Genomic DNA, 25,912 nt, shown 5'->3' on the forward strand with positions numbered 1-25,912 from the left:
GGTACGTCAATAATTGAGATGTGCGTTGAGGATAGATTGTAGATTGCCACTCTTTTTGATGACTTTCAGACCTTCATTGAAAGTCATCAAATTCTGTTCGCTTTCAGGATTTTGATTGGGCAGCAACAGGTGCAGTGTATTCACAAAAAGAGGCCTAGGGTGGTAAGCCAGACGCTCTCTTTCCAACTCTAGCCCTTCACTTTTAAGTACATAGTTGACGTGCGTAATGTAAAGTGGTGACACATCAATAGTTCCTGCGAGCAGTTTCTTGATGTTTTCAGCTTCATCATGCACTCGTTCAACGATCAATGTTCCACTTTGCTCCGCTTTTTCAAACGGTTCACCGTAGTAGCCACCAATCAAAGCGCTCACCTTCAAACCTTCTAGATCTTCCACACGATCCCAGTCGAATGTCTTGTCTACTTTGTAGAAGAAATGCGCGTTTATCTTATACACAACATCACTTATCAGAAATGACTCTTGGTACTCCTCATTCAGCTCCCATAGCGCTGTTGCATCAGCCTTCCCCTGCGCTGCGAAATCAAATGCCTCTTTCCAAGTTGGCAAGTGGACATACTTTACTTCTACATTTTGAGTTTTAAATGCAGCAGTAACAATTTGGGCGTTAATACCATAACCAGGCAATTGTTTAGAGTGGTATGGAGGATACTCACCACCAACGGCAATGGTAAGAGTCATCGCAGATACTGACATTGGAGAGACGATAAGAAGTAAGTGGGCAAAAAATACGCCAAGGGGCTTTGATAAAAACTCAGACTGATGGAGCATAAACTCTCCGCTTCACTAAATGGCTAAATACAACCCGATGAAACGACATCAGGTTGTATTTGAAGAGTCTAGCTTTGGCTTTTGAGTTACGCTAATTTTTGGTCAGTTATTAGAAACGATAAACAGGACTTCTACCCGTCTGTTACAGGCTTTACCTGCGCTTGTCATGTTAGAACACGCTGGAACATATTCACCGTAGCCGCGTGTGTAGATAGAGTTCATCGCCACATTATTGCTAACCAGTTGCTTTTTCACAGCTTTGGCGCGTTTCATTGAAAGTGAATCGTTAAAGGTCGGCGCTCCAGTACTGTCTGCGTGCCCATCAATCACAATATCAATGCCTGGCTGCGTTGCTAAGTATCGGCCCATCATGTCCAGCCAATACATGGAGTCCGGTTTCACCATTGACGAACCCGTATTGAATTTGATCGTATCAGTTAACTTAACCATGATGTGATTACCCGGTAGTACCTCGTAGTCCACACCATTTTTTAATAGGAAACTTTGCAAATCACTGTAGCTCGTGGTGCGCATCTGCCCCATTGGTCCTTTCACACCAGACGAAGCCAGTTGAGGCGCGTCACCCCAATTCGGGTATCGTACTTCGAAATCTGTTTTGGGCGCAGTCTCTAGCATGTCATCCGTTAGATAACTCATTTCTTTAGCTAGATTGCCACAACCAGTGAGGAGCAAGAGCAAAGGTAAGGCAAGATATTTCATTGATCCACCATTCGTTTCCGTTTCGATACATCATTTATATCGGCAACTTTGGGAATACTTTAATTATAATTTAACCCTTTGCTTATCGCCTGTTGACGACTTAACGTTCTGAAATGATTTAATAAGCATTTCGCGCGGTTTGCTATTTAGTTACTGGCCGTGAAAGAGTAAAATCCGCCTACCGTGATCTCGCTGAAAACACAGCGTGAACAGCGATAATAAAGAGAACACACTATGAAAAAGATAATGACCTTACTGACCATCGCATTTGCCGCTCTCTTGGCTGGTTGTGCAGATAGCGATGTCCCACAGGAAGGTAAGCACTTCCAAAAACTTCCTGTCAACTTATCGACCTTTCGCTTACCTCAAGTGACTGAAGTTTTCTCACTCAATTGTGGCCACTGTAAAAAGATGGAATCAGTTTTGCCTCAATTGGAAGAGCTCACCAAGCAAAACATTGGCAAGATCCACGTGACGTTTAACGAAAGTGCACAAGTTGGCGCCATGATCTATTACACCGCCGAAATGCAATTGGGCAAAAAGCCAGAACCATCAATGATGGATGAATTGTTTACCGCGGCTCAAATGGGCGACGGCGCAACAATGGCCGAGAAAAAGCAATCCATCGATGATGCCTTCCATTCTCGCGGACTAATTAGCCCTTACGAACTCAAAGAAGATCAGCAAAAACAGTTATTCAGAGCGATGCAAGTTGCTGAAGACATCACTGAAAAAGGTCAAATTAATTCAGTTCCAACCTTTATCGTAAACGGTAAATATATGGTGCTGACATCCGGTCACAAAGATGTTGAAGACATCGCCAAGACCATTAACTATTTAACTCAAAACAACCCTAAGTAAAAACGGAAAGGACTCATGTCTAAAATAATCATCCCAATCGTCGTTTTAGTGCTAGCTGGCTTTATGATTTATCGCACTATGGTTACCAGCAAAGCGGGCGAGCAAAACTTTGCAGCAGGCCAAGCATTTCTTCTTGAGAATGGCGAAAAAGAAGGTGTGGTAACAACGGAAAGCGGCCTGCAATACCTTGTGCTAAACAAAGGCACTGGCACAGTAAATCCAACCGCAAAGAGCAAAGTGAAGGTGCATTATCATGGTACGCTAATCGATGGCACTGTGTTTGATAGCTCTGTTGAGCGTGGTGAACCGATTTCATTCGCTCTCAACCAAGTGATCAAAGGTTGGCAAGAAGGCCTAACCTACATGGTTGAAGGTGACAAGTTCCGCTTGTTCATTCCTAGCCCTCTAGCCTATGGCAAAGGTGGAAGTGGCCCAATTCCACCAGCGTCAACGCTAATATTTGATGTCGAGTTGTTGGAAATCCAATAACCAAAAAGGCCAATCATTCGTGATTGGCCTTTTTTCTATGCAAGCTCTTTTAACTCTCTGCAAAGATGCTTGTTTAAATGTTGCTGAATAAAGTTAACATCAGCCTTATAAAAATCGTGCGTTGGAATCTCATCTGCTGTCATCCAATGGAAGGTTTGCTGCCTTTCTTCAGAATGAGCAACGGGTTGTGCAGATTCACCAGCATGAAGAACAACGTAGTAAATTCTTCCACCATACTCATTAATATCGCTATACGTGGCAACGTGAGATAGTCCACTCAAGTGAGTCTCTTCATACAGTTCTCTGATGGCGGCATCTGTACCAGACTCATTGCTGTCCACTTCACCGCCGGGAAATTCCATGATCATGCCTTGAGTATTTCGGTGGCGCTCCTGAATCAGAACTTTTCCATCTCTGATGACTACTGCCATCGATAAATGCTTCATTGGGGGCTCCTTGGATTAAGCTGAATTCATCGGCGTTTTAGCTCAGACGCTTATGTTTTTAGATTTGAAATGTCTGAAGCCGACTCAAGATTGTAAGAACCCGCGAAGGGTAACCGAATATGCATTTAAGTTCTTGCTCGCCTTCAAAAAACGAAATGTAAAACAATAAAAAACGGCACCTTGTTAAAGGTGCCGCTTTGCTCAATGATTTAATGGCTATTTATGCTTTTTCTGAACAAACTTCTTACTCACATCAACCACCGCGACATCTTTAAAGAAGCTGCGCCCGAGGAGTAATGGAAACTTCAAATGAGTGCGGTCTGCAAGCGTGAATTCTGTTTTCTCTTTCAGATCACCAATTTGAATCCATGATTCGACTACAGCACGACGCTCTGATTTTTCCGCACTGGACTGACGAATCTTAACCCAGCGCTCAACGGGAAGAGCGATCTCCTTACTCTTAACCCCATCATGTTCAATTTTGAACTTAACCCAATCTTTGCCATCACGTTCGAACTCGACCACGTCCGTGGCACTGATCGATGAGGTTGTCGCACCAGTATCAATACGCGCTTTGAAGTTCTCTTCAAGTCCAGGGACGTAAACCCATTCTTGCTCACCCAGGATCAGTTTTCCATCCGATGTTTTTGTCGGTTGCGGTTTTGGCTTAGGTTTTGGTTTTTCTTCTGGTTTCACTTCCGGTTTGGGCTCCGGCTTCGTCTCTTTCTCAACTTCTTTTTCGGGCTGTTCTACTTTAGGCTCTTCAATCTGTGGCTTCTGCTCTGGCTCTACTGGCTGCTGGCCTGTCGTTGAACATGCCATCAAACCACCACTTAGCATAACTGGAATTAGAACCTTCCATGTTTTGTTCATTCGATCACCTAACTCAATAACAAGATACGACCGCTTTAAAAAAGGCCCACATCAGTGTGAGCCTTAAAGCGAAACTTAAGACACTTTAACTATCGCATCGGCTACGTAAGGAATATCTTTTTCAGTCAGACCTGCGATGTTAATTCGACCATCCCCAACACCATAAATACCATATTCTTCACGGAGTTGCGTCATTTGGTCTTGAGTAAAGCCTAGCACAGTAAACATGCCTTTGTGGCTTTCAATGAAATCGAAATGTGAAGTGTTATGGGTATTTCTCAATTCATTACACAAAGTTTGACGAAGATTGAGCAAGCGCTGCTGCATTTCGCTCAGTTCCTGTTTCCAGACGCCTGTCAGCTCTTCGCTTTGCAGGATGGTTTTGACTAATGCCGCACCGTGATCTGGCGGCATTGTGTAAGTAGCACGTGCGAGCGTTAACAGCTTACCTTTTGCATTGCCAACATCCTGTAATGATTTGCCAACCACTATCGCAGCACCCGTACGCTCACGGTAAAGACCAAAGTTCTTTGAACAAGACGTGGTAATCAACATCTCTTCTACGTTATCAGCCATAAAGCGTAAGCCTTTGGCATCTTCTTCCAGTCCGTCGCCAAAACCTTGGTATGCAATATCGACAAATGGAGTAAACCCGTTTTTCTGTGATAACTCCGTCACCGCCTGCCAAGCAGAAAAGTCGATGTCAGCCCCAGTCGGGTTGTGACAACACCCGTGCAGAAGGACCACATCTTTTGGTCCCGCTTGAGACAATTCTTCTAACATTCGCGCTGTATCAACCTGTTTGGTTTCATGGCTAAAGTAGCTGTACAGCTTCACTTTAAGACCCGCAGCTTCCATAACAGGACGATGGTTAACGTAGCTCGGGTTTGAGATCCAAACCGTCGTTTCAGGCTGAGCGACTTTCATCAGGTCGCCTAGCATACGCAGTGCACCACTGGCACCCGGCGTTTGGATGGCTGCAACGCGATCCATGGCTGAAGTACCTGACAGCAGCAAATCAACCATGCTCTGGTTGAACTCTTCACAGCCGGCCAAGCCGACGTAAGATTTCGTTTTTTGCGTTTCAACCACAATATCCTGTGCTTGAGATATTGCTTTCATGACTGGTGTTTCACCAGTACTGTTTTTGTAGACGCCGATACCCAAGTCCACTTTGTCAGGACGAGGATCATTACGGTAAGCGACTGATAAAGAAAGGATAGGATCCAGTGTAGGTGTTGGTAAATGAGAGAACATGAAAGTCATAACCCTTTGAAATTCAAGTAACGGTGTTCAACTTATCACTTAATCCCCTAATTCAGAAATAAAATTTTAGTGCCTAAGAGCAAAACAGGATAAAAACCTTTTGCAGTTAACACATTTGCAACATTAAGAGGCCAGTCAGAATATGACACTAAGAGTTAGAGCTAAATCTTAAATCGGTGAATGATCTGATTGGAGCTACCACGCCACTCTAGGTTGAGATCCTTTTTCTCTTGCTCAAACTTACCGTCAATTAAAACATCAAGTAGTGCAACCACTTCTTGTTGCGCCACCGTCAATTCGGCCAGCGTATAGCCTGTCCACATCCAGATATCTTTATCTGGGCACTCTTTACGTACGCGTTTTACCAACCGAAGAACATCAGCAACATTGGCTGGATGGAGTGGATCACCACCGGACAACGAGAGTCCACGCCTTTTAATACGAGTATCTTTCAAGTCCTGCAGAATCTGGTCTTCCGCTTGTTGAGTAAACAATACCCCTGAGTCGAGTCGCTGTGTCGATTGGTTATAACACCCACGGCACTGATGTATGCAGCCAGAGACAAACAGAGTACAACGCGTACCCGGCCCGTTAACCACATCCACAGGATAGTACTGGTGGTAGTTCATGACGTTTTCCGATGTTGGATATTTGAGAAAATGCTTTCGCTCTGATGATAAAGGGCGAGTGACTCCCCGCCCCCCTTTTCGTCACTGAATCAATTCACGCATTGGCTTTATAGATGCTTAACCCGACGCTTTACTTCTTCTTGCTTACCAAAGTTGAACGGCCTCGCATCAGGACTGCCCAGATAACCACACACTCTACGGGTTACAGAGACTTTAGTAGAGTCGTGATTACCACAACTAGGGCAAGTAAACCCTTTACTCGTACAGTCGAACTCGCCGTTGTAACCACACTCATAACACTCATCGATTGGTGTATTGGTACCGTAGTAAGGAACTCGGCTGTAGCTATAGTCCCAAACGTTTTCCAACGCTTCCACATTGCGCTGCATGTTCGGAAATTCGCCGTAACAAATAAAACCACCACTCGAGACCTGCGGGTAAGGCATTTCAAAGTCAATTTTGTCGTATGGGTTGACCTTCTTCTCTACATCGAGATGGAAACTGTTCGTGTAGTAACCTTTCTCTGTGACACCTTCCAATACGCCGAACTCTTTTGTATCAATGCGGCAGAATCGACTACATAAGTTTTCACTTGGTGTGCCATACAAACTGTAACCATAACCCGATTCTTCGGCCCATTGGTTTACCTTATCTTTAAGGTGTTTGATGATATCGAGCGCTTTCTGACGAAGCTCTGAGTTGTCATAAACATGTGTCTGATTGCCATACAAAGCATTAATGGTTTCATGAACACCTATGTAACCCAAAGAAATAGACGCGCGGCCGTGTTTAAAAATGTTAGCAATAGGTTCATCAGCCTTTAGGCGAACGCCACATGCGCCTTCCATATAGAGAATTGGTGCAACACGTGCTTTCACATTCTCTAACCTAGCAATGCGTGTCTCTAAAGCGCGGCGTGCGAGTTCTAACTTCGTATTCAAAATCTCATAAAACTTACCCTCGTCACCTTTTGCTTCAATCGCAATTCGAGGAAGGTTTAGACTAACAACGCCTAGATTGTTGCGGCCTTCATGGATCAATTCACCATTTTCCTCGTAGGTTCCTAGGAAACTACGACATCCCATTGGCGTTTTGAATGAACCCGTTACCTCAACCACTTTTTCGTAGTTAAGAATGTCTGGATACATACGTTTAGACGCACACTCAAGTGCCAACTTCTTGATGTCATAGTTAGGGTCGCCAGCTTTATGATTCAGACCATCTTTGATCCCGAAGACAAGCTTAGGGAATACGGCCGTTTTACGGTTTTTGCCTAAACCAGCGATGCGATTTTTAAGAATCGACTGTTGGATCAGTCTAGAAGCCCAACTGGTACCAAGGCCAAAACCGAAGGTGACAAAAGGTGTCTGGCCATTGGCGGTATGCAGCGTATTCACTTCGTATTCCAAAGACTGAAAAGCGTCATAGCACTCTTTTTCAGTGCGAGCGCGTGCAAACGCTTCAGGTTCATGAATATCCCATTCCTGAGCAATGTTAAGGTGCTTTTCGTAGCTGGCCATCACATAAGGCTCAAGCACTTCATCAATACGGTTTATCGTCGTGCCGCCGTATATATGGCTCGCAACTTGAGCGATGATTTGTGCGGTAACAGCGGTCGCTGTAGAAATCGATCTTGGTGTATCTATCTCCGCATTGCCCATTTTGAAACCATGGGTCAGCATGCCTTTTAAATCGATTAACATGCAGTTAAACATCGGAAAGAACGGAGCGTAGTCCAAATCGTGATAATGAATATCGCCTTGCTCATGTGCCTGAACAATGTCGCGAGGAAGGATGTGCGTTTTGGCGTAATGTTTAGCAACAATCCCCGCTAATAAATCACGCTGAGTCGGGATAACCTTGCCATCTTTATTCGCGTTTTCGTTGATCAGATCGACATTGCTTTCTTCAATTAACCCTTCGATCTCACGAGTCAAAGTACTTTGCTTCTCTCGTGCAATGTCGCGATCATGGCGGTACTCGATGTACGAGCGTGCGAGTGACTTATAAGGCCCTTGCATTAACTCATTTTCCACCAACGTCTGAACTTCCGTTATATGAACTTCATCGTGATCTTTAAGCTGCAGCTCCACCGCTAGTGCGACATTCAGCGCGTATATAGCGATTTCTTTATCTACATGCTCTGCCGCTGCTTCAACAGCAGCCTGAATGCGATCCCTGCTAAACGGAGCTCTAGAGCCGTCACGCTTGATTACGATTGGTTTCACCTTCTCTCCTTACCCTTTACATATTCACAGACTTATCCACAAATACACTATATAGGGTTGTTTTTTATTCTACCGACACAATATGTTGTGGCGTATTTAACGAGATGAACCAAGCTCGTGTATTGATTTCGATCAATAAAATTAGGCCCTAGATTAAGATCAAATCGATCTTAGTGGCAGTGATCTCAGCTTGAAAGAAATGTATGAAAAAAGTGATTTTCATTGGATTTTAACTTGCTTTTTGTTGAGGACTTATAGAATAAAGGCTGTACCTGAAAACAGAGTTTATAGAGTATGACTAACACTAAATTCAAAGCGATTTTGGCTATCCTGTTGATAACGACGTCAACCGCTTCTTTTGCCTCCTCCTCCCTTACAGTCACAGCATGGAATCTGGAGTGGCTGACATCTCACCCTTCAGACAAATTTTCAGAATCTCAGCGAAGCAAACAAGATTTTCAAGCACTTGCTGGGCACTTTTCGACAATCGATAGTGATGTACTTGCTTTTCAAGAAGTGAACGACCAACAGGCCCTGCGTAAAGTGATTGGAGAGGGTTATCGCGTATATTTCTCAGACCGTGCATCAGACGCCTATATGGAGCAACAGTTTGACGAGATCAACCAATATACGGGATTTGCAGTCAAAGAAGATATTGAGGTGGCGGATAAGCCAGACATTCAACTAGATCAAAGAAAGAACAGTAAACTCCGATTTGGCACTTACATTGTACTCAACCCAAATGGCTCACAGCCCATACATGCCCTGTCCGTCCATCTAAAAGCTCGCTGTAGCGGCGCCTATAAAAACAGCCGGGACTGCAAAATACTCAAATCACAGGGAAAGGCGTTAAACCAGTGGATTAGTGAACGAGAGCGACAAGGAGAGAACTACGCCATACTGGGCGACTTTAACCACAACCTCAGTTACAACGGAGATTGGTTATGGGAAGTAATTTCTCTCTCTTCACAAGCCGTACTGGCGACAAAAGGCACGCCGGCACCATGTAAGGTGCGTTCGCGCAAGAACCCAAATAAGACGCACCAGTTTCGCTCCCTCATCGATCATATTATTGTGAGCCCTGGGTTGACCACCGCTCAAACCAATCAAGATGTTTTTCCGCCTTCATTGGTTCTCCAACAACATTTAAGTGACCACTGCCCTATCAGCACCCAATTAAACTAACAAGGCGCTCTTATGAGCGCCCTATTATCAGTGTTGCGAGATCATTTGGGTGCTCGGCGCAGTCACATACTTAGCCAGTAAGGACCCCGACACCATAGATGCTATGAAGATAAAGATATCAAGATTACCAAACGCTAAACTCGTAATGGCAGGGCCTGGGCATATACCTGCGAGTCCCCAGCCAACTCCAAACAAAGCTGCCCCATAGATGAGCTTACTGTCCAGCTGCACTTTCGTAGGCAGAGACAACACATCGCCGGACAGTGCTTTGGCTTGAGGTTTTATCAAAAAGTGATAGGCCGGAGCAAACACGAGTAACGCGCCCCCCATTACAAAAATTAAGCTTGGATTCCATGCTCCAGTAACATCTAAAAAACCAATCACATTCTCTGGATTTGTCATACCTGACAGCGCCATACCAATACCAAAAAGCAGACCACTTAATAATGCAGAGATTCGAAGAATAGCGTTACCCATAGCGTTTACCTTAGCGAATATAGACAGTCAGAGCCGCAACTACTATAAAAATGGCTGTCGCGACGATTGAACGAAGGGATAGTCGACCAACACCACATATGCCGTGCCCGCTGGTGCAACCGTTGCCTAGTCGAGTCCCAAATCCAACCAGCAAGCCTGCAATTATCAGAATAAGGGTGGGAATAGATTCTGTGCTTGGTATTTCTACGCCAATCACTATGACGCTTAGAGCCCCACCCGCAACCATGCCGATTAGAAACATCAGACGCCAGAAAAGATCATTACGTTTAGGAGATAGTACGCCGTTGATGATGCCACTGATTCCCGCCACTTTACCGTTAATCATCAACAGCATAGTTGCTGATAGCCCCAGAAACACGCCCCCGATCAATGATAGCCAAGGAAAAGACTCAAATGCCATGATTACCTCCGACAAAAGACCGAGTGGAAACACTGAATTAAAGCTTCGATGCGCGAGTCAGCCAGTGAGTAAAACACTTGTTGAGACACCTTACGGGCCTTAATCAAATTGCTTTTACGTAATACCGTCAGATGCTGAGAAAATGCAGACTGACTGAGGAGAGAATTGCTTTGCAGCTCCCCAACGCCAATTTCACCTTGAGTGAGTTGGCAAAGGATCATTAACCGAACCGGATGAGCCATGATCTTAAGAATATCCGATGCTTCCTCTGCACTTTCCCTCATCTCCATGATATCAATTGTGTTTGGATTCATATCGCCTTTACATTAGGTATTACTAAATTACCTCAAATTGTACGCAACTCATTATATTAGTCAACCCTAAATTAGATGGTTCACATTTAGACCATTTTAGTTTAGCATTGGCTAATATTTACTACGTCAAGACCCATTCTTATAGGTATTCACTATGACTAAGATTGTTATCGTAGGTGGCGTTGCCGGAGGAGCTTCAGCGGCCGCTAGGGCGCGCCGCTTAAGTGAAAGCGCAGAAATCATTATGTTTGAACGCGGCGAGTTTGTTTCATTTGCCAATTGCGGTTTGCCTTACCACATCGGTGGCGAGATACAGGATCGTAGCAAGCTTTTACTTCAGACACCCGAGAGCTTCCTTGCTCGTTTTAATGTTGATGTACGTGTCATGAGCGAAGTTATTTCTATCAATCGACAAACTAAAACCGTTAGCGTCAAGAACCTCATTGATAACAAGGATTACAACGAAAGTTATGATTTCTTGCTATTGAGTCCAGGAGCTGCGCCTATCGTCCCTCCAATTCCCGGTATTGAAAATCCACTCACCCACTCTCTTCGAAATATCCCCGACATGGATCGTATTATTCGAACTATCGAGATGAACAAACCTGAGCACGCAACAGTTGTAGGTGGTGGCTTTATCGGATTAGAAATGATGGAAGCCTTTCATCAGCGTGGAATTAAAACAACGCTCATCGAGCAAGCAAATCAAGTCATGACGACTGTGGACAAAGAAATGGCGGGATTTATCCACGAAGAGATTCGAAACCAAGGTATAGATCTGCGCTTAGGCGTTGCTTTGGAATCTGTTCAGCACATTCCAAATGATCACATTTCTACTCTCGAATCTGGAGAAGATGAAGCACACCAGCACTTAAGCGGTGAGCTAGACTTGACGCTCAACAATGGCGACACAATCAGAACTGGCATTTTAGTCATGGCCATTGGCGTGAGGCCAGAGATCAAGCTCGCTCAGCAAGCAGGGCTTCAAATTGGTCAACTCGGCGGTATCTACACCAATGAGATGATGCAGACGAGCGATCCTTCTATATATGCCGTTGGTGACGCAATCGAAGAGAATGACTTTGTCACGGGCACACAAACCTTAGTTCCTTTAGCCGGGCCAGCTAACCGCCAAGGTCGAATGGCGGCTGACAACATGCTAGGACGCAATGAAACTTACCAAGGAACACAGGGCACTGCTATTTGTAAGGTTTTTGACCTGGCCGTAGCGTCTACTGGTCAAAACGAAAAACAACTTCAGCGTGATGGTATGGACTATGAAAAAGTCTATGTACACACTGCAAGCCACGCAAGCTACTACCCTGGAGCCGAAACAGTATCGTTTAAAATGCTGTTTGACCCTAAATCTGGCAAAATTTTCGGCGCACAAGCCGTGGGTAAAGATGGTATCGATAAGCGTATTGACGTAATGGCAGTAGCACAGCGTGCTGGGATGACGGTAGAGCAGCTTCAGCATCTCGAACTGACTTATGCACCGCCTTTTGGCTCGGCAAAAGATGTCATCAACCAAGCTGCATTTGTAGCAAACAACATCATTAAAGGTGACGCAACAGCGATACATTTCGATGAAATTGACAGCCTATCCGAAGACCAAATACTGCTTGACGTACGCAACCCTGCAGAACTTGAGAACAATGGTTTGATCGAGGGAGCGCTTAATATTCCTGTTGACCAACTACGAGCACGCATGAGTGAATTACCGAAAGACAAAGAGATCGTTATTTACTGTCAGGTAGGTCTACGTGGCAACGTAGCTTATCGTCAGTTAGTGAATAATGGTTACAGAGCCAAAAACTTAATTGGTGGGTATCGAACTTACCTGTACTCGAAAAGGTAATTGAACCTACCAACAGCAGGGAGCATTTCGCTCCCTGCATAGTATTCTCATCATTATCGACAATTCACTCAACCGTTATACAACTTAAATATTTCTTTCACATTTCCTCCGTAGTATCAGCGCGTTATTTCACGGAGGAACAATTTTGTTTACTGCTCATAAATTGGCTACTTTGGCCGCTTGCACTGCTATCGCTCTATCGGGCTGCACTTCTCAGCAAAACACTCAACTAGCTCCGGAATGTAAGATCTCCGAAAAGCCAGAAATATTTGAATCTTCCATCACTGGGTTAACATTGTTAGGTACTTACGTTGCTGACAGCCAGTTTGATACTTCAGCAGCTGAAATCGTGGCTTATGATGAATGCAGCGATCAATTGTTTGTGGTTAATGCTCAAGCAAAACGTGTCGACGTGATGGCGTTAGATACACAAAATCACCCCACTAAAACCGCGCACATTGATTTATCCACTGCTGGTAAAATGGCTGGCATTGAGATTGGTGCGGCAAACAGTGTTTCCGTTCACAATGGCTTAGTTGCTGTCGCGATTGAAAATCAAGTGAAACAGAAAAATGGTCTAATTGCTTTGTATAAAGCAGAAACACTTGAGCTTGTTAAGACTTACCCTACAGGCGCACTGCCGGATATGGTGTCTTTCTCTAAAGATGGTCGATACATTGCAACTGCGAATGAAGGTGAACCTAATGCCGATTACACCGTTGACCCAGAAGGCAGTATTACTTTAGTCGATCTTGCTTCGGGTATTGAACAAGCGAAAGTTAACCAAATCTCCTTCAAAGCCTTCAATCAGGGAGAATCTCGACACCATGAGCTCACTGACTCGGTCAGAATATCAGCGCCTGGCGCAACCGTTGCACAAGATTTGGAACCGGAGTATCTCACTTTTTCTGATGACGGCTATTTGTACGTCGCTATGCAAGAAAACAACGCCCTCGCTAAAGTAGATATCGAATCAGCTTCAGTTGCATCTATCTATGGTTTGGGTGGAAAGAGCTGGGAAACTAACACTCTAGACGCCTCGAACAAAGATAAAAAACTCGGTCAGTTCCATTCCTACCCTCAGCTAGAAGGGTTGTACATGCCAGATTCTATCGCCAGTTTCCAAGTCGATGGTCATACGTACATCGCGACAGCCAACGAGGGCGATGGCCGCGAATATGGGTTCGAAACAACACAAAATGTCTGCGATGAACGTGGTTTCGAGTGGGATGAAGATGATTTCTCAGGCACAGAGAAATACTCCAGTGAACAAGGTTTCTGTATCGCCTACAGCGATGAACTGCGTGGTAAAGACCTCGAAGTTGCAGCCTCCCACCCACTTAATCAATCACTCAGTGATGAAAAACAACTGGGTCGCCTAAAAGTGGTCAAGCCAACAGGAGCACTAGAGCAAGAAGATACAGTGTATAGCTTCGGCAGCCGCTCTTTTTCACTATGGAATGAAAACGGTGAGCTGGTGTTTGATAGCGGAGATGAGTTTGCAGACATAGTACACACGTTAGACTCAGAACACCTAAATAGCAGCAATGACAGTAACAATACGGCTGATGATCGCAGCGATGATAAAGGTGTAGAACCGGAAGCGATAGAAGTCGCCTCCATCAATGGTCGCCAGTACGCATTTATCGGATTGGAACGACAAGGAGGGATTATGATTTACGACGTCAGCACTCCCACGGCTCCTATGTTCATTAACTACGTTAATAATCGTGACTTCTCAAAGCCAGTTTGTACTCAAGTGTCTGAAGATGAATGCGCTAACGGTACCTACAATTCTGAAGCTGGAGATTTAGGCCCAGAATCAATTCGCTATTTCACCCGCAGCGGCCAGCACCTACTCGCGGTGGGTAACGAGGTAAGCGGTACAACATCTATTTATCGCATTGAGCTTTAAAACTGAAAAGGCCACATCAAGTGGCCTTTCTCTTTCATGTTCATCTCGGCTTCATTTCAACATACGCTCAGCACTACCTTTAACTGAACACTCTCAAGCGGCTGCACAGAACCAATCTAAATTGCTTATAATTCCGTCACACTTACCCACTTCATTCAATATTTACAGCAATTTATAATGATTTAAGAATTTTCATAAACTACAAATCCAACAATGAGAAGTAGCAAAAACCTAAATAACAATAATAAACAGCATAAACAACCAATGAAAATCAAGTAAACCAACCATCCTGTAAGTTGTATGATTTTTCACACATTTTGTGACATTCCTCTTTTTTACAAGGGATGATAGCGTTCACTTCCTATTTATAAATGTAACAACACATAGGAAGTATCAATGGCAGAACAAACCTTGCAAAGTAAGAAGCCGAACGGCTTTGCAAGCGCAATAGAAAAAGCCGGAAAGAAGATCCCTGACCCTATCATCATTTTTATGTTTCTGTTTGGGTTCAGTCTGGTCGTCACTTGGATTCTGGATGGCACCACTTTTCAAACCGCAGGAAAAGCCGGGGGCTCAGTAGAATTCGCTATCAAAAACATGATGTCTGCGGAAAACTTCCGTTGGATGTTTGAAAACGCTCTACTTCAAAACTGGCTCGCATTTGGTCATGGTGTACTAGGCATTATTTTGATTGTCATGCTGGGTGTCGGTATCGCAGAAAACTCTGGGCTCCTCACCGCTGTCATCAAAAAAGTTGGCTTAAAAATCAGTGATCGCCTGCTTCCGTTATTAATTGTCTTTCTAGGCATTATGAGCTCGTTAGCCGCCGATGCGGGTTACTTAGTTTTGGTGCCGCTGGCTGGCCTGCTTTATGCCGGTTTAGGCAAAAACCCATTAATTGGTATGGCAGCTGCGTTTGCTGGCGTGTCTGCGGGCTTTAGCGCAAACTTGCTTCCTGCGACACCCGTTGACGTCGTCGTTGGTGTTAACGCGAAGATCTTTGCAGAATCGCAAAACATTCCTTTCATAGGTATGACGGGAGAAATGCTTAACCCAGCAACAATGCACTACTTCTTCGTTTTGGTCTCGACATTTGTATTGGCTGCTGTTGGTGCGGTTATTACACAAAAAGTTGTTACGCCTCGACTAGAGAAAATGTCTTACCAGCTTCCTGAAGAGATCAACTTTGACGAGTTCGAAGTGACTAAGGAAGAGCAGAAAGGTCTTCGTAGTGCGGGAATTGGCCTGATTGTTTCACTGCTTGCTATCTACGGCTTAGCGACTGGTCCTCTAGCGACGTACACAAACGAAGCAGGCAAAGAAGTTACACCTTACCTAGATAACATCATTCTGCTTATCTCTATGGTATTTGCGGTAACCGGTTTATGTTTTGGCTATGCCACGGGTAAATTCACCAAGCTACAAGACGTAGTAACAGCCATGGTGAAACAGATGAACACCATGGGCTATGTTCTGGTTCTCACGTTTTTCTGTTACAACTTCCTTGCCCTACTGAGCTATTCAGGCCTAGGTACTTATGTCACTTACCTTGGCGCTTCTACTCTGCAATCTATGGGTCTGCAAGAGTACCCTGCTCTTATGTTGATTGGTTTCATCATTACCACAGCGCTTATCAACTTGTTCGTTGGTGGCTTGACGTCAAAATGGATGCTATTAGGTCCAATTTTTGTTCCGATGCTGTATCAGGTAAACCCAAATATGACACCTGACTTAGTCTCTGCCGCGTACCGTATTGCTGACTCTTCTACCAACATCATCACTCCGATGATGAGCTATGCAGGCGTCGTACTTGCCTTCATGCGCAAGTACAAACCAGAGCTAAGCTTTGGCGATGTGATTGGAATGATGGTGCCTTATTCAGTGGCTTTCCTGACCATTTGGACTGGTGTACTGCTCATTTTCTTTGGTTTTAGCTTACCTCTTGGTTTCTAATATCTACGTTGAGCAGTAAAAAAGCGCCTTATGGCGCTTTTTTTGTATTGAAGCCATACGATAAAATAAATATTTATCCGTCATGCGTGAATTTTTCATTTATCAATGCCTCCAGCCTCATTAGTGATAATTTAATAAAATTAATTATTCACCCAAGATAACTATATAAATGACATTACAATCAATAACAAAAGGTAACCTTGTTTACATATTGTGTTGATACATGAATCCAGATCTTGCCGATCAAAAAATAGCCATTGCATTTAATAACACTTAGTTATATTTTGTTTCGAAACATTAATATTTTATAAAAATAAAATGAAACTTGTCAGTTGTCTGTTAACACTTCTGTCTTCTGCTGTTATTGCAAATCCACTTCCTAACGATGAGAAGCTTCTTGATTCTTTAATCGAACGAGGTGTTATTTGTGATAATCAAACCTTTGAAGAAAAACAGGAATCTTTACAGATTTATCTCGCTAACAGATTCGACAAAAATAAACCTAATAATAAAAACAATAATAAAAATACTCAAAGTAACCCGACTGAAACAAAATGCATCTCAGCAAATAAAAATAAATAAGCTGTAAATTCATTTATCAATCTTCCCTTTGATTAGGGATTTTGTTGTTCACGCAACGTTATACCCACTTTATTAAGTGGGATTTGGCAATCAGAATATAATAAGGAAATAATATGAGTCCTATGAGGAAAACACTGCTGGCGACAGCGGTGATGACCCTTTTTAGTGTCAGTGGTCACGCCAAAACACCTATAGATCTAGGTGTCATGAACGAAGAGAAAATAATCGAGATGCTGGTCCGAAAGGGCCTTCTTGATGAAAACTCTTCCGTTGACGAGCAAAAAACGGCACTTAACAAATACCTCAACGCGAAACTCAACAATGGCTTTAAAGGTGACGCGCAATTCGGTAAGAAAGCACTCGAACAACGCGCTAAGATCCTAAAATCAATAGAAGCAAAGAAAGGTCAACATAGAGCACACATGTTCGCTTTTGATTTATCTCAGAAGCGTACAGACAAGGTGTTAGCTGTGTTGGTTGATTTCCCAGACTTACCATGGAATGACAACCGATTAACGTCTGACCATACCGAAATGCTCTACGATAGCTACAAACCTGAACACTATCAGAATCTGCTTTTCTCGGGCGCTGGTTACCTTGGGCCGAATGGCGAAAACCTCATCTCGATGCGTCAGTACTATGAGAGTGAATCTGGGGAAAGCTATAGCGTTTCTGGTCAAGCTGCAGGCTGGTACCGAGCTTCAAAAGATGCTTCATTCTATGGTGGTAACTCACCAACAACAGACAACGATCTTAATGCTCAGGAACTAGTTCGTGAAGCGCTAAACCAGTTAGCACAAGATCCAAGTATTAACCTCGCCGACTACGACATCGAAGACCGTTATGACTATGACGGCGATGGTAACTTCCGTGAACCGGATGGCGTTATTGACCACTTAATGGTGTTCCACTCTTCCGTAGGTGAAGAAGCCGGCGGTGGTGTATTGGGTGACGATGCTATTTGGTCACACCGCTACAACCTTGGCAAGTACCATGTGCTAGAAGGCACCTCAAGTACTCTACCTGGTCGCTTTGACGGAAAGTACGCGGCATTTGATTACACTATCCAACCTATTGATGCAGCAGCAGGTGTTTGTGCTCACGAATACGGCCACGATTTAGGCCTGCCTGATGAATACGACACTCAGTACACCGGCAAAGGCGAGCCTGTTTCTTACTGGTCAATCATGTCTTCAGGTAGCTGGGCTGGTAAGATTGGTGGTACTCAGCCAACTGCATTCAGTTCATGGGCAAAACAGTTCCTTCAAGAATCGATTGGCGGTAAGTGGATTGCGAACCAAACCATCTCGGTAGACGACCTGACTCCAAAAGGCGAAGAAATCACTCTTCACCAGACTATCGATAACGATAAGCAGAATATGGTCCGCATTGACCTACCTGTAAAACGTACCGAAGGTCATAAGCCTTTCTCAGGTAACTACAGCTTCCATTCAGGTAAAGGCGACGATCTTAAGAACAAGATGTCTCGTCAGCTGACTCTGCCTGAAGGTACTAGTGTCAAACTAGCGTTTAAAGCTTGGTATCAGATTGAAAAAGACTACGATTACGCTCGCGTGCTAATCAATGGCCAACAGATCGCTGGTAACATCACAACGATGGATGATCCATACAATACGGGGCTTGTACCTGCTATTGCAGGTGAATCTGACGGTTGGGTTGATGCAGAGTTTGACCTATCACAATGGGCAGGCCAAACCGTCGAATTGAGCTTCGATTACGTGACGGATGGCGGACTAGCGATGGAAGGTCTGCATATCGATAACATCTCGATTGAAGCTGACGGCAATACGACCTTGATCGACGATGCCGAAGGAAAATCTAGCTTTGCGTTCAATGGATACCGTCTAAACGATGGCTTCAACGAAGCGGCACATTACTACCTACTTCAATGGCGTAGCCATAACGATGTGGACGAAGGTCTGAACAACATTAAACGCTTCGGCAAATTAATGTCATTCGAGCCGGGTCTGATTGTTTGGTATGTCGATGAGTCAATGACCGATAACTGGGTTGGCAAACACCCTGGTGAAGGTTGGCTTGGTGTTGTCGATGCGGACCAAAATGCAATGATTTGGGCTAATTCTGGCACTGCAGCACAAACTCGTTACCAAGTACGTGATGCGGCATTCTCAATGAATGACCAAAAGCCAATGCGTCTTGAGAACAGCGATGGTGATGTACTGGAAGACGTCAGCTTGATTGGCAACGCTTACTTCGCGGACAATCAAGATTACTCAAATCCACAATCGCCTGATGCTGGTCGCCTTCTGGCCGAACACGGTGTTCAAATCGAAGTGATTGAGCAAGCTGCCGACAATACCTATGGCGTAATTAAGGTATCGAAAGCAGAAGAACCTAACCAACTTCCAGTCGCGGCATTTACTTTGTCATTAGATGGTCTGAATGTCACTGCAAGTAACTCTAGCTCAGATAGTGACGGTTCAATCGTTGCGTACAACTGGGACTTTGGTAACGGTGAGTCAAGCTCAGAGCAGTCACCTTCTTGGACTTACTTGAATGACGGCAGCTACACTGTCTCTCTAACTGTGACAGATGATCGTGGTGATCAGCATACTGCGACAGAAACCATCACAGTTGAAGCGAACAATGTACTTCCTACAGCAAGTGCACGTTACATTCATCTAGGTCGTTGGGTCACCATGTGGTCTACCAGCTCGGATCCTGACGGTCGCATCGTTGATACAGAATGGGTTCTACCAAACGGAAAAGTAAAACGTGGACGCGTATTTACCTCTATCTTCCCAAGCTACGGCAAACAGGAAGTTCGTTTAACCGTTATGGATAACAACGGCGATAAAGTATCTAAAATCATTACTGTCGATTTATAAGGATTTCTCCGTTCCTTAACTTCCCTACTCCTCTTATTTGAGTGAGATTTGAGCGCAACTCTGGTTGCGCTCTTTTTTTGCTTAATAATCAGCTATCAATTACTTCTAATACTTCAACATTCACTCAGTAAATTAGCCCGCTGCATATTAATATTCACCCATTAATTTCAATTAGATACTCCTAAAAATATTCAACCCTCTACAAATAAATATATTATTAAAATAATTAAATTTCGTGATTCAAAGTCTTTACTAAAAGACATATTAATAATCCGTTCAATTCAACAAAATGCATAATAGGTTCAAAACTTGCACACATCGATTATTTATTAAACCTAATTATTAACTACTCATTTCTGTATAAAGTTTGATCTTCATTCAATCTCAACTCATTTATCCAATGAATACTTTGACTGCGTCGTGGTAGGTATGCGATCAAAGATGAGTAAATACTCTACAATCAAAACAATAAGTGAATAATTATGAAAAAGACGTTAATTTTGGCTGGTTCCTTGTTGGCAGCACCAGCTTTTGCAGATGACCTACCAATGGCTCCTGAAGCAGTAAGCGCTAGTTACGCTGCTGAAGTACAAGCAAATCAAACATACACCTACGTTCGTTGCTGGTACCGTCCAGCCCAAAATCACGATGACCCTTCTACAGATTGGGAATGGGCGCGTGATGACAATGGTGATTACTACACAATTGACGGCTATTGGTGGTCGTCTGTTTCATTCAAAAACATGTTCTACACCAACGCCACTCAAACTGACATAGAAAACCGCTGTAAAGAAACGTTGGGGGTTAACCATGACACTGCCGATCTTCTTTACTATGCATCTGACAACCGTTTTTCATACAACCACAGCATCTGGACAAACGACAATGCTGTGAACAATAAAATCAATCGCATTGTTGCCTTTGGTGATAGCCTGTCAGACACAGGGAATCTCTACAACGGCTCTCAATGGGTTTTCCCTAACCGAAACTCATGGTTCTTAGGCCACTTTTCTAATGGGCTTGTCTGGACAGAATACTTAGCCCAAGCCAAAGGTGTGCCCCTATATAACTGGGCGGTTGGCGGTGCTGCAGGAACCAATCAATACGTTGCTTTGACGGGGATTTATGATCAAGTCACGTCATACCTGACTTACATGAAAATGGCTAAGAACTATAACCCGCAGAACAGCTTGATTACGCTTGAGTTCGGCCTCAATGATTTCATGAACTATGATCGTGAAGTCGCAGATGTTAAAGCGGACTTAAGTAGCGCAATGATCCGATTAACAGAATCTGGCGCAAACAACATCCTATTGTTTACCCTACCTGATGCCACTAAAGCGCCGCAGTTTAAGTATTCAACACAAGACGAGGTTGATACGGTAAGAGCCAAGATCGTTGAGTTCAATGAGTTTATCAAAGAACAGGCGACACTCTATCAAACGAAAGGGCTTAACGTCGTGCTTTACGATGCACATGATATATTCGATCAAATCACATCAAACCCTAAACAGCATGGCTTTGAAAACTCAACGGATGCATGTTTGAACATCAATCGTAGCTCGTCAGTCGACTACCTCTACAGCCATGAGCTTACCAATGACTGTGCTTACCACAGTTCGGACAAGTATGTTTTCTGGGGGGTTACCCACCCTACAACTGCAACGCATAAGTACATTGCAGACGAAATCATTCAGACAAAGCTAAACCAGTTCAACTTCTAGCTAGGTCGGAAATCAAAAAAGGAGGCAGTATGATTGCCTCCTTTTTCCATTTTAATGCCTAGCTAAGCAGTCACACTTTTAGCCCTGAATACGTTAATGCCGAATAACGCGATAACAGCAAGCACAAACGGTAGCACATAAATATTTAAGTTCTCCCACCCTACCGTTGCTTCCAGCCAACCAGATAACAAAGCAGTAATTGTCACACAGCTAAAGACAAAAAATTCGTTAAAGGCTTGGGCTTTAGATTTGTTGTGCGCGGCATACGATTGACTGAACAGCCCCGTTGCGGCGATAAACATAAAGTTCCAACCAACACCGAGTAAAACCAGAGCGAGCGAAAAATGCCAAATCGACTGACCATGGATATTAATCGCCACGCAAAGCACGAATAAAATACCTCCCGTCAGGATCATTTGTCTCGCGCCAAACTTTTCAATCAATTTACCGGTAAAAAATGCCGGTACGAACATCCCAAGCACGTGCCACTCGATGACGCCTGCAGCTTTCTCGAAGTCGAAGCCACAACCTATCATCGCAAGTGGCGTGGCTGTCATGAGAATGTTCATCACGGCATACGCCACCATGGCAGCAAACACCGCCAACATGAAATTAGGCGCTTTGATGATTTGAAGCAGTGGCTCAGGGTTATCCTTAGCAGTTCCCGTATGATGCGCTGGGAACTGAATGGTCTGAAGTAAACACAATGCAATAATATTTAGCACAATCAATGACATGAAAGCACCTACGTATAGTGAATCACCTGTCATTTGTTGCGAGTATACGGCTAGATTAGGTCCAAGAACCGCAGCCAAAACGCCACCAGCCATAGAGATAGATATCGCACGATGTCGTGCGCTTTCTTCACACACTTCAATTGCTGCAAAACGATACAAGGTACCAAACCCGATACCAATACCCAGCAAGAAGGTCCCGACACAGAACAGATAAAATTGTTCATTGGACAAAGCATAGGTCGCTACTGACGCACCGGTAATACCGACCAAATTACCTAAGCTAAACCCTTTTCGTCGACCAAATTTACCCATGATCAGAGAAGCTGGAATCGTTGCGCTCATCAGCCCAAGGAATTGCAATGCGACGGGCAAGGTGATCATACTTTCACTTGGCGCAATTTCCTTACCCACTAACCCAATCACAGATATGAGCAGGATATTGCCCGTCATCAGTAATGCCTGACAGAGTGACAGAATCCAAACATTCCTATTCACTTTAACGCCTCGCTAACTGCAGAGTTGGCGTGTATTTCAGTGGTATCGAACAATGGAATATCCGTATCTTGCTCTGAAATCAACAAGCCTATTTCGGTACAACCTAGAATCACGCCTTGTGCGCCGTCCGCAGAAAGATCCTCAATAATGGTTTTAAAATCTTGTTTCGATCTGGCGTTTATCTCACCAAGACAAAGCTCATTGTAAATGACATCATGAACAAGCCTTCGCTGAACACCATTTGGCACAATCACTTCTATTCCAAATTTTTCGGTTAGGCGTTGTTTGTAGAATGACTGCTCCATTGTGAAAGCCGTGCCAAGCAAACCAACTTTATTGATTCCTTGCTCTGCCAACTGCCGCCCCGTTGCATCAGCAATGTGGAGTAACGGAATTGAGACGGCTTCTTCGACCTGACTCGCCACTTTGTGCATCGTATTGGTCGCAATTAGAAGAAAGTCAGCCCCAGCCTTTTCAAGTGATTGAGCAGCTTCACTAAGAATAATTGCGGTTTTATCCCATTCACCTTTGTGTTGCAGAGCCTCTATCTCAGCAAAGTCGACGCTGTTCAGGATGAGCTTAGCTGAGTGCAATCCGCCTTTTTCGGCCTTAACTCTCTGATTTATTTGCTTGTAGTAACTTGCTGTTGATTCCCAGCTCATTCCACCAATAATACCGATTGTTTTCATCACGACTCCCTTCACGTAGATATTCCACTAATTAATCAAATGCATAACAAAATTACAAACAAAATAAAATGAATCAGGGTTATTACTCTCCGCCCTCACCCTAAAATTCTCACCCCATAAAAAAACCCTGAGTGGTTCACTCAGGGTTTTTGTCTTTTCAGTAACATCAAGCTAGCTAGTCACTTCTTCTTTTACGGGAAGTACTTGCTTCACATAGTCACCCGGTGCAGGTCCTAGTACAGGGAATTGTTCGTTACCTGTGCTGAACGGCTCAACTTGCTCTTCAGGGCTAAAGCCCAACAACCATTGATGCCAATGTGTCCACCAAGATCCTTCAGTATGAGTGGCATTACTTAGCCATTCATCAGCACTCTCCTCCAAGCTATCGTTGGTCCAAAAGCCGTACTTGTTCTTCGATGGATGGTTAACGATACCAGCAATGTGGCCCGACTCACCCAAAACAAACGTTTTGTTGCCACCGACGTTGAGAGCACCGCGGTAAGTACCTTGCCACAAGGCAATATGGTCTTCTTTGGTCGACACAAAGTAGCTCGGGATCTTTATCTTGTTCAGATCGATCCATACACCACCCACTTTCACGCCTTTGTCTTGTACCAGTTTGTTATTCAGATACAGCTCACGAAGCATAAAGTTGTGACAAGTCGAGCTGACATTGGTGCTGTCGCTGTTCCAGTAAAGCAAATCAAAATCAACTGGGCTTTGGCCTTTTAGGTAATTATCTACATAGTAGTTCCAGTAAAGGCTATTCTCACGTAGTAGGCTGAATGTCACGCTTAATGAACGGCCATCCATGTAACCTTTGGCATTGTTTTGCGCTTCAATCGCGCTAACAATGGTGTCATTGATGTATGCACCAACTTCACCTGGTTGTGAGAAGTCTAACAAGGTCGTGAAGAAGGTCGCACTCTTGATGCGCTTCTTCATTCGCTTAGCGGCATAGTAAGCAATGGTGCTCGCCAGAACCGTACCACCAATACAGTAACCCGCTGCATTGATTTGTTCCTGGCCAGTGATATCTTCTATTGCCGATACCGCTTTCGCTACACCTTCAGTAACATAGTCACCAAACTCTACCTGACTTTGCTCTTTGCCTGGGTTGCGCCAAGACATCATAAATACCGAGTGTCCCTGTTCAAGCAGCCAGCGAACCATTGAGTTCTTCTGACGCAAATCCAGAATGTAGTATTTGTTGATGAATGGAGGCACGATCAACAACGGCGTCGCATGAACTTTTTCCATCATTGGACGGTACTGAATCAGCTCAAACAGTTCATTGCGGTAAACCACTTCACCTGCCGTGTTCGCAACGTCGTCGCCTAAGCGAAATGCATTGTTGTTTGTCATGCGGATCTTGAGGATATCTGCACTCGATTCAACATCTTCTTTCAGCTGCTCCAAACCTGCCAACAGGTTTTCGCCATTTTGCTCTAGAGTCAGCTTCAATAACTCTGGGTTAGTTGCGATGAAGTTGCTTGGAGACATAGCGTTAATTGCTTGACGGGAGAAGAAGCTGATACGCTCTTTCGCTTTCTCGTCAAGGCCTTCAATGCTATCGATTGTTTGTAGGTAAGTTTTGCTGAAGAGTAAGTATGACTGTTTGATGAAGTTATAAAACACATCACTTTGCCATTCTTCGTTGGAGAATCGCTTATCGCCCTTTTCTGCTTCAACAACGGATTCACTGTTTTGAGCGAGCGCGACGTTTTGCCAAATTTGCAGCTGCTGTTGCCACCATTCAGCTTGGATTTGCAGCATTGCAGCTGGTTGGTTTGCAGCACTTTCGAAGAGCTTAGTGGTATCTTCGAAATTCACTTCTTGCATTGCTTTGTTCAGAGGGGAGTTAACGGCTGCCCTGCTTAGTTCTAGATCTTCCCACCACTTTTGATTGGTTTCCTGGAGCTTCACAAGGTAGTCCGAAAAGAAGTGTTGATACATATTGCTACTCCTATGATCGGAAAAAATGCCGCCTTTCGGCGGCACAAACAAGTCAGTGTTATGCGGGAGTCACTGTCTTAAGGTTTTCCGTTGTTAGCTGATCAACGTCATCTTTGAACTCTTTAGCAATAGACTGAAGCTTGTTGCTGTCGTCCATCATTTGCTGAGAAAGCTTAGTTAGAACTGAAAGCTGCTGGCTGTTGAATGCAGTTAGAGAAGTCACGTCTTTGATTTCACTTGCTGCTTTCATTTGAGTCAGACCCATTTCGCTGTATGTGCGAATCGCATTCAGTTGAAGTTCAGTCATGACTTCAACATTCTTAGTCACAAGTTTGTTGAACTTCACGTATGGTTCTAGGCTCTTTTCAGTTTGGTCTGTGAAAGATTTGAAAAAATCAGTGTACATAGTCTTACTCCTGGGTTAATTCCATTTTA

At 44.1% G+C, this 25,912-nt stretch carries 23 protein-coding genes; 9 read left to right on the forward strand and 14 right to left on the reverse strand.

Going from position 1 to position 25,912, the window contains the following annotated elements:
• Window positions 1-6: 6 nt before the first annotated feature.
• Together QMA41_RS07050 and QMA41_RS07055 are read right to left on the reverse strand one after the other, a co-directional pair.
• Window positions 7-789, reverse strand: a complete 783-nt coding sequence (locus QMA41_RS07050; protein ID WP_281629233.1) for a transporter substrate-binding domain-containing protein — start codon at window positions 787-789, stop codon at window positions 7-9.
• A 102-nt stretch (window positions 790-891) separates the two neighbouring features.
• A complete protein-coding gene (locus QMA41_RS07055) occupies window positions 892-1,509 on the reverse strand; it encodes an OmpA family protein (protein ID WP_064486363.1) in 618 nt (205 codons plus the stop codon).
• A gap of 234 nt (window positions 1,510-1,743) precedes the next feature.
• On the opposite strand from QMA41_RS07055, the gene QMA41_RS07060 reads away from it, so the two are divergent.
• Window positions 1,744-2,370 carry a thiol:disulfide interchange protein DsbA/DsbL gene (locus QMA41_RS07060; protein WP_281629234.1) on the forward strand — a complete coding sequence of 209 codons (627 nt, stop codon included), beginning with the start codon at window positions 1,744-1,746 and terminating at the stop codon, window positions 2,368-2,370.
• A gap of 15 nt (window positions 2,371-2,385) precedes the next feature.
• Complete coding sequence (locus QMA41_RS07065; RefSeq protein WP_019275886.1) at window positions 2,386-2,859, forward strand: FKBP-type peptidyl-prolyl cis-trans isomerase; 474 nt, start codon at window positions 2,386-2,388, stop codon at window positions 2,857-2,859.
• Window positions 2,860-2,894: 35 nt separating this feature from the next.
• Here QMA41_RS07065 and QMA41_RS07070 read toward each other — a convergent pair whose 3' ends face one another.
• The 5 genes from QMA41_RS07070 to nrdD form a co-directional block, all read right to left on the reverse strand.
• Window positions 2,895-3,305, reverse strand: coding sequence for an NUDIX hydrolase (locus tag QMA41_RS07070; RefSeq protein ID WP_021457582.1), 411 nt, complete (start codon window positions 3,303-3,305; stop codon window positions 2,895-2,897).
• Window positions 3,306-3,521: 216 nt separating this feature from the next.
• Window positions 3,522-4,178 (reverse strand): ATP-dependent zinc protease, encoded by a 657-nt coding sequence (locus tag QMA41_RS07075; protein ID WP_281629235.1) that lies wholly within the window; start codon window positions 4,176-4,178, stop codon window positions 3,522-3,524.
• Window positions 4,179-4,253: 75 nt separating this feature from the next.
• Complete coding sequence (locus tag QMA41_RS07080) at window positions 4,254-5,435, reverse strand: amino acid aminotransferase (protein ID WP_171351994.1); 1,182 nt, start codon at window positions 5,433-5,435, stop codon at window positions 4,254-4,256.
• 170 nt (window positions 5,436-5,605) lie between these two features.
• A complete protein-coding gene (gene nrdG / locus QMA41_RS07085; RefSeq protein ID WP_171351993.1) occupies window positions 5,606-6,073 on the reverse strand; it encodes an anaerobic ribonucleoside-triphosphate reductase-activating protein in 468 nt (155 codons plus the stop codon).
• A gap of 107 nt (window positions 6,074-6,180) precedes the next feature.
• Window positions 6,181-8,301 (reverse strand): anaerobic ribonucleoside-triphosphate reductase, encoded by a 2,121-nt coding sequence (gene nrdD, locus QMA41_RS07090; RefSeq protein ID WP_281629236.1) that lies wholly within the window; start codon window positions 8,299-8,301, stop codon window positions 6,181-6,183.
• A 294-nt stretch (window positions 8,302-8,595) separates the two neighbouring features.
• Between nrdD and QMA41_RS07095 the strand changes: the two genes are divergently transcribed.
• Window positions 8,596-9,486 carry an endonuclease/exonuclease/phosphatase family protein gene (locus QMA41_RS07095; protein ID WP_281629237.1) on the forward strand — a complete coding sequence of 297 codons (891 nt, stop codon included), beginning with the start codon at window positions 8,596-8,598 and terminating at the stop codon, window positions 9,484-9,486.
• 27 nt (window positions 9,487-9,513) lie between these two features.
• On the opposite strand, the gene QMA41_RS07100 is transcribed toward QMA41_RS07095, so the two are convergent.
• The 3 genes from QMA41_RS07100 to QMA41_RS07110 are packed head-to-tail and all read right to left on the reverse strand — an operon-like array spanning window position 9,514 to window position 10,698.
• Complete coding sequence (locus QMA41_RS07100) at window positions 9,514-9,963, reverse strand: YeeE/YedE family protein (protein ID WP_281629238.1); 450 nt, start codon at window positions 9,961-9,963, stop codon at window positions 9,514-9,516.
• A 10-nt stretch (window positions 9,964-9,973) separates the two neighbouring features.
• Window positions 9,974-10,384 carry a YeeE/YedE family protein gene (locus QMA41_RS07105; RefSeq protein WP_281629239.1) on the reverse strand — a complete coding sequence of 137 codons (411 nt, stop codon included), beginning with the start codon at window positions 10,382-10,384 and terminating at the stop codon, window positions 9,974-9,976.
• Between the two features lie 2 nt (window positions 10,385-10,386).
• A complete protein-coding gene (locus tag QMA41_RS07110; RefSeq protein WP_095663766.1) occupies window positions 10,387-10,698 on the reverse strand; it encodes a metalloregulator ArsR/SmtB family transcription factor in 312 nt (103 codons plus the stop codon).
• A 154-nt stretch (window positions 10,699-10,852) separates the two neighbouring features.
• On the opposite strand from QMA41_RS07110, the gene QMA41_RS07115 reads away from it, so the two are divergent.
• From QMA41_RS07115 to QMA41_RS07140, 6 genes are all read left to right on the forward strand, one after another.
• A complete protein-coding gene (locus QMA41_RS07115; RefSeq protein WP_281629240.1) occupies window positions 10,853-12,556 on the forward strand; it encodes an FAD-dependent oxidoreductase in 1,704 nt (567 codons plus the stop codon).
• Window positions 12,557-12,746: 190 nt separating this feature from the next.
• Complete coding sequence (locus tag QMA41_RS07120; protein ID WP_281629722.1) at window positions 12,747-14,471, forward strand: choice-of-anchor I family protein; 1,725 nt, start codon at window positions 12,747-12,749, stop codon at window positions 14,469-14,471.
• Window positions 14,472-14,867: 396 nt separating this feature from the next.
• Window positions 14,868-16,424, forward strand: a complete 1,557-nt coding sequence (locus tag QMA41_RS07125) for an AbgT family transporter (RefSeq protein WP_064486373.1) — start codon at window positions 14,868-14,870, stop codon at window positions 16,422-16,424.
• Between the two features lie 318 nt (window positions 16,425-16,742).
• A complete protein-coding gene (locus tag QMA41_RS07130; protein WP_045985184.1) occupies window positions 16,743-17,006 on the forward strand; it encodes a hypothetical protein in 264 nt (87 codons plus the stop codon).
• A gap of 113 nt (window positions 17,007-17,119) precedes the next feature.
• Window positions 17,120-19,876, forward strand: a complete 2,757-nt coding sequence (locus QMA41_RS07135) for an immune inhibitor A domain-containing protein (protein ID WP_281629241.1) — start codon at window positions 17,120-17,122, stop codon at window positions 19,874-19,876.
• A gap of 482 nt (window positions 19,877-20,358) precedes the next feature.
• Window positions 20,359-21,600: an SGNH/GDSL hydrolase family protein gene (locus QMA41_RS07140; protein WP_099608297.1), complete on the forward strand. Its 1,242-nt coding sequence runs from the start codon at window positions 20,359-20,361 to the stop codon at window positions 21,598-21,600.
• A gap of 62 nt (window positions 21,601-21,662) precedes the next feature.
• On the opposite strand, the gene QMA41_RS07145 is transcribed toward QMA41_RS07140, so the two are convergent.
• The 4 genes from QMA41_RS07145 to QMA41_RS07160 all read right to left on the reverse strand — a co-directional run bounded on the left by QMA41_RS07145 (window position 21,663) and on the right by QMA41_RS07160 (window position 25,883).
• A complete protein-coding gene (locus QMA41_RS07145) occupies window positions 21,663-22,832 on the reverse strand; it encodes an MFS transporter (RefSeq protein ID WP_031343086.1) in 1,170 nt (389 codons plus the stop codon).
• Window positions 22,829-23,521 (reverse strand): aspartate/glutamate racemase family protein, encoded by a 693-nt coding sequence (locus tag QMA41_RS07150; protein ID WP_281629242.1) that lies wholly within the window; start codon window positions 23,519-23,521, stop codon window positions 22,829-22,831. Before QMA41_RS07150 ends, QMA41_RS07145 begins: the two co-directional genes overlap by 4 nt.
• A gap of 171 nt (window positions 23,522-23,692) precedes the next feature.
• Window positions 23,693-25,477: a class I poly(R)-hydroxyalkanoic acid synthase gene (phaC, locus tag QMA41_RS07155; protein ID WP_281629243.1), complete on the reverse strand. Its 1,785-nt coding sequence runs from the start codon at window positions 25,475-25,477 to the stop codon at window positions 23,693-23,695.
• A gap of 58 nt (window positions 25,478-25,535) precedes the next feature.
• The gene (locus QMA41_RS07160) at window positions 25,536-25,883 is read right to left on the reverse strand and encodes a phasin family protein (RefSeq protein WP_006961111.1); all 348 of its coding nucleotides are present in this window, start codon (window positions 25,881-25,883) and stop codon (window positions 25,536-25,538) included.
• Between the last annotated feature and the right edge of the window lie 29 nt (window positions 25,884-25,912).

Origin of the sequence: Vibrio sp. St2 (assembly GCF_947311885.1) — a bacterium.
GTDB lineage: Bacteria > Pseudomonadota > Gammaproteobacteria > Enterobacterales > Vibrionaceae > Vibrio > Vibrio coralliilyticus.

Excerpts from the sequence above, each read along its gene's own strand:
- QMA41_RS07075 (WP_281629235.1), bottom strand. The coding sequence starts at position 4,178 with ATGAACAAAACATGGAAGGTTCTAATTCCAGTTATGCTAAGTGGTGGT.
- QMA41_RS07060 (WP_281629234.1), top strand. The coding sequence starts at position 1,744 with ATGAAAAAGATAATGACCTTACTGACCATCGCATTTGCCGCTCTCTTG.
- QMA41_RS07130 (WP_045985184.1), top strand. The coding sequence starts at position 16,743 with ATGAAACTTGTCAGTTGTCTGTTAACACTTCTGTCTTCTGCTGTTATT.
- QMA41_RS07100 (WP_281629238.1), bottom strand. The coding sequence starts at position 9,963 with ATGGGTAACGCTATTCTTCGAATCTCTGCATTATTAAGTGGTCTGCTT.
- QMA41_RS07055 (WP_064486363.1), bottom strand. The coding sequence starts at position 1,509 with ATGAAATATCTTGCCTTACCTTTGCTCTTGCTCCTCACTGGTTGTGGC.
- nrdG (WP_171351993.1), bottom strand. The coding sequence starts at position 6,073 with ATGAACTACCACCAGTACTATCCTGTGGATGTGGTTAACGGGCCGGGT.
- QMA41_RS07070 (WP_021457582.1), bottom strand. The coding sequence starts at position 3,305 with ATGAAGCATTTATCGATGGCAGTAGTCATCAGAGATGGAAAAGTTCTG.
- QMA41_RS07065 (WP_019275886.1), top strand. The coding sequence starts at position 2,386 with ATGTCTAAAATAATCATCCCAATCGTCGTTTTAGTGCTAGCTGGCTTT.
- QMA41_RS07095 (WP_281629237.1), top strand. The coding sequence starts at position 8,596 with ATGACTAACACTAAATTCAAAGCGATTTTGGCTATCCTGTTGATAACG.
- QMA41_RS07105 (WP_281629239.1), bottom strand. The coding sequence starts at position 10,384 with ATGGCATTTGAGTCTTTTCCTTGGCTATCATTGATCGGGGGCGTGTTT.
- QMA41_RS07115 (WP_281629240.1), top strand. The coding sequence starts at position 10,853 with ATGACTAAGATTGTTATCGTAGGTGGCGTTGCCGGAGGAGCTTCAGCG.
- QMA41_RS07050 (WP_281629233.1), bottom strand. The coding sequence starts at position 789 with ATGCTCCATCAGTCTGAGTTTTTATCAAAGCCCCTTGGCGTATTTTTT.
- QMA41_RS07160 (WP_006961111.1), bottom strand. The coding sequence starts at position 25,883 with ATGTACACTGATTTTTTCAAATCTTTCACAGACCAAACTGAAAAGAGC.
- QMA41_RS07080 (WP_171351994.1), bottom strand. The coding sequence starts at position 5,435 with ATGTTCTCTCATTTACCAACACCTACACTGGATCCTATCCTTTCTTTA.
- QMA41_RS07110 (WP_095663766.1), bottom strand. The coding sequence starts at position 10,698 with ATGAATCCAAACACAATTGATATCATGGAGATGAGGGAAAGTGCAGAG.
- QMA41_RS07150 (WP_281629242.1), bottom strand. The coding sequence starts at position 23,521 with ATGAAAACAATCGGTATTATTGGTGGAATGAGCTGGGAATCAACAGCA.
- QMA41_RS07140 (WP_099608297.1), top strand. The coding sequence starts at position 20,359 with ATGAAAAAGACGTTAATTTTGGCTGGTTCCTTGTTGGCAGCACCAGCT.
- phaC (WP_281629243.1), bottom strand. The coding sequence starts at position 25,477 with ATGTATCAACACTTCTTTTCGGACTACCTTGTGAAGCTCCAGGAAACC.
- QMA41_RS07125 (WP_064486373.1), top strand. The coding sequence starts at position 14,868 with ATGGCAGAACAAACCTTGCAAAGTAAGAAGCCGAACGGCTTTGCAAGC.
- QMA41_RS07135 (WP_281629241.1), top strand. The coding sequence starts at position 17,120 with ATGAGTCCTATGAGGAAAACACTGCTGGCGACAGCGGTGATGACCCTT.